The sequence below is a fragment of the Streptomyces sp. OR43 genome (assembly GCF_008042275.1).
In the GTDB taxonomy this organism is placed as follows: domain Bacteria; phylum Actinomycetota; class Actinomycetes; order Streptomycetales; family Streptomycetaceae; genus Streptomyces.
On record NZ_RDBK01000071.1, the window covers coordinates 1 to 3,306 of the forward strand.

A 3,306-nucleotide genomic window follows, 5' to 3' on the forward strand; every position below is an offset into this window, starting at 1 on the left:
AAGTTGTGCAGCGGGAAGGCGATCCGGACGCCGGCCCGCGCCCCCACCGTGCCCGCGTCCGGATCGCCTTCCCGCTGCACAACTTCGGCCCATCCGTACCGAACCTGCTGGCGGCGGTCGCGGGCAACCTCTTCGAACTCCGCGAGATGGCCGCCGTGCGTCTGGTCGACCTCGACCTGYCCGCCGCGTTCGCCGGACGCTATCCCGGCCCGGCCTTCGGTACGGCGGGCACCCGGCGCCTCATGGGAGCCCCCGACGGCACCCTGATCGGCACGATCGTCAAGCCCGGGGTCGGCCTCCGGCTCGATGTGCTGCGCACCCTGGTGCGTGAACTGGCCATGGCCGGGATCGACTTCGTCAAGGACGACGAACTCAACGGGAACCCGCCGCACGCCCCCCTGCCCGAGCGGATCAAGGTCGTCAACGAGGAGCTCGACCGGGCCGCCGACCTCACCGGCCGCCGCACCATGTACGCCTTCAACATCACTGACGACATCGGACGCCTCGAAGCCAACCACGACCTGGTGCGTGAGGCCGGCGGCACCTGCGTGATGGTGTGCGTGCAGACCGTGGGCCTGGCGGGCGTCGCACATCTGCGCGAGCATGCGACGTTGCCGATCCACGGACACCGCGCCATGAGCGGGGCGCTGCTGCGCAGCCCCCAGCTCGGCCTCGGCCCCCTGGTGTTCCAGAAACTCGCCCGGCTCTCCGGCGTTGACCAGCTCCACGTCGGCGGCATCGACAGCAAGTTCTACGAGACCGACGAGGATGTGGTCGCCTCCGTCCACGCGATGCGCACTCCGTTCCTCGGCGGCTACGAGGCCCTGCCCGTGCTTTCCTCCGGCCAGTGGCCCGGCCTCGCCCACCGCACCCTGGAACTCACCGGCACGCCCGACCTGCTCGTCCTTGCCGGCGGCGGCATCCACGCCCACCCGCAGGGCCCCGGCGCCGGCGTCGCGGCGATGCGCTCGGCGTGGCGGGCGGCGGCGGCGGGCGAACCGCTCGCCGAGGCCGCCGCCCGGGACCAGGCACTGGCCCTCGCCATCGAGCGGTTCGGCGGGATGCGCGGATGACGGCCGCACCCACCGGCCACGGCCCGGCCCCCGGCGTGACTCCGCCCCTGGCGGCGTTCTACGGCGACGACGTCACCGGGTCCACCGACGCGCTCGCCCAGTTCCACCGGGCAGGTCTGCGCGGTGTGTTGCTCTTTGACCCCGGCGCGGTGCGGAAGGCCACCGCCACGGGCGGGTTCGACGTGATCGGGGTGGCGGGCGCCGCCCGCGCGCTGCCCACCGCCGAGATGGCCGACGTGATCCGGCCCGTCCTGGAGGAACTGCGCGCCACCGGGGCCGGATTCGTGCAGTACAAGATCTGCTCCACGGCTGACTCCTCACCCGGAACCGGGAGCCTGGGCCGTGCCGCCGAGACCGGCCACGAGGTGTTCGGCCGGGCGCCCGTACCCGTCCTGGCCGCGCAGCCCGACTTCGGGCGGTACACCGCCTTCGGCCACCACTTCGCCCGGGACGACGACGGCCGGGTGCACCGCCTCGACCGCCAGCCCACCATGTCCCGTCACCCCGTCACCCCCATGGGCGAGTCCGACCTGCGCGAGCACCTCGCCCGGCAGACCGGACTTCCCGTCAGCGGCCTCGACCTGACGGTGTACGAACTGCCCCTCGCCGAGGCCCGGCTCGTCTACGAGGCGGCGGCCGCCGGCCGCCCCGGACTCGTCGTGCTCGACGCGCTGACGCCCGCGCACGCCCGGCGCGCGGCCCGGCTGGCGCTCCAGGGCGGCCCGTCCCCCGTCTTCGCACTCGGTTCGGGCGGCCTCAGCCTCGCGGCCGGCCAGGTCCTCGCCGGCACCGGGCGGACACACCCCTACGGCGCGCCGGAACCCGCCCGTGTGATCGTCGTCTCAGGCAGCCGCGCCCTGCGTACCGCCGCCCAGATCCGCCACGCCACCGACCACGGCTGGACAGACGTGCCGGTCCCGGTGGACCCGGACCACGGCTGCGACACCTCGCCCGCCGCCCTGGCCCGGCTCCGCGAGTCGGTGCTGCGCGCCCTCGGCGGCCACGCACCCGGGGTCGTCGTGCACGCCGTGCCGGCCGGCCGCCGCGACGTTCCGGGCACCGACCCCGCGGACCGTCTCGGCGGCATCCTCGTCCACGCCGTACGGGCCGCCGTCGACGCCGGAGTGCGCCGCGTGGTGGTGGCCGGTGGTGACACGGCGGGACGGGTCGCGGCTCGCCTGGGCACCCGCACCGCCCAGATCGACACCCTGCTCGCCCCTGGCGCGGCCCTGTGCCGGCTGACGTTCGACGACCCGCGCCTCGACGGCGTGTCGGCCGTCCTCAAGGGCGGTCAGGCCGGCCCGGTCGACCTCTTCGACCGGGTGGCCGGACGCGTCCGCTCCACCGAACCGACCACCGACCCACCCAGGGAGCCCGGGACGTGACGACCGCACCCCACACTCTGCGTACGGCCCATCTCGCCGACCCGCTCGGCATCGACGAACAGCACCCGGACCTGTCATGGCGGCCCGCCGGCCGGCAGCGTGCCTACCGGATCCAGGCCGCCACCGACCCCGGCCTGCTGGCCTCCGGCGCGTGCGACCTCTGGGACAGCGGACCGGTGGAGGACCCGCGGAGCACCTGCGTCCGCTACGACGGCAAACCGCCCGGTGCCCGCCGACGTGTCTGGTGGCGGGTCCGGGTCCGGTACGACGACGGACTCTCGCCCTGGAGCTCCGCCGCGACGTGGGAGACAGGGCTGCCCACAGCGGCCGACTGGTCCGGCGCCCGGTGGATCACCGCCCCGGACACCGGCGGGCCCGCCCGGCTCCCGCTCCTGGCCGTGGACTTCCACCTGCCGTCCGCCCCGGTCACGGCCCGTCTCCACGCCACCGCCCTCGGCTCCTACGAGGCTTCCGTCAACGGCGTCCGCGCAGGCAGCGCCCTCCTCGAACCCGGCTACACCGACTACGGAACCCGTCTGATCTACGCCACCCACGACATCACCGACGCACTGCGCCCGGGCGACAACACCGTGGGGCTGAGCCTCGGCAACGGCATCGCGCACGCGCCGAGGGTCCCGGGGCGCTACGCCAAACTCCACATCGACCACGGCCGCCCCCGGGCCATCGCCGTGCTCCACGCCGTCCTCGCCGACGGCACCTCCACCACTCTGGTCACCGACGGGGCCTGGCATGCCGCCGGGGGCCCCGTTACCTTGTCGGCCTGGTTCGGCGGCGAGGAGTACGACGCCCGCCTCGAACGGCACGGATGGGACCGCCCGGGCCACGAC

The 3,306-nt window shown here is 74.8% G+C and carries 3 protein-coding genes; all 3 read left to right on the plus strand.

Annotated features, from left to right (window positions below):
• The coding region (locus tag EAO72_RS40530) for a RuBisCO large subunit C-terminal-like domain-containing protein (RefSeq protein ID WP_148022396.1) at window positions 1-1,073 on the plus strand (1,073 nt) is incomplete at its 5' end.
• Window positions 1,070-2,458 (plus strand): four-carbon acid sugar kinase family protein, encoded by a 1,389-nt coding sequence (locus tag EAO72_RS40535; RefSeq protein WP_148022397.1) that lies wholly within the window; start codon window positions 1,070-1,072, stop codon window positions 2,456-2,458. The genes EAO72_RS40530 and EAO72_RS40535, both read left to right, overlap by 4 nt.
• The coding region (locus tag EAO72_RS40540) for an alpha-L-rhamnosidase N-terminal domain-containing protein (RefSeq protein WP_187285449.1) at window positions 2,455-3,306 on the plus strand (852 nt) is incomplete at its 3' end. The genes EAO72_RS40535 and EAO72_RS40540, both read left to right, overlap by 4 nt.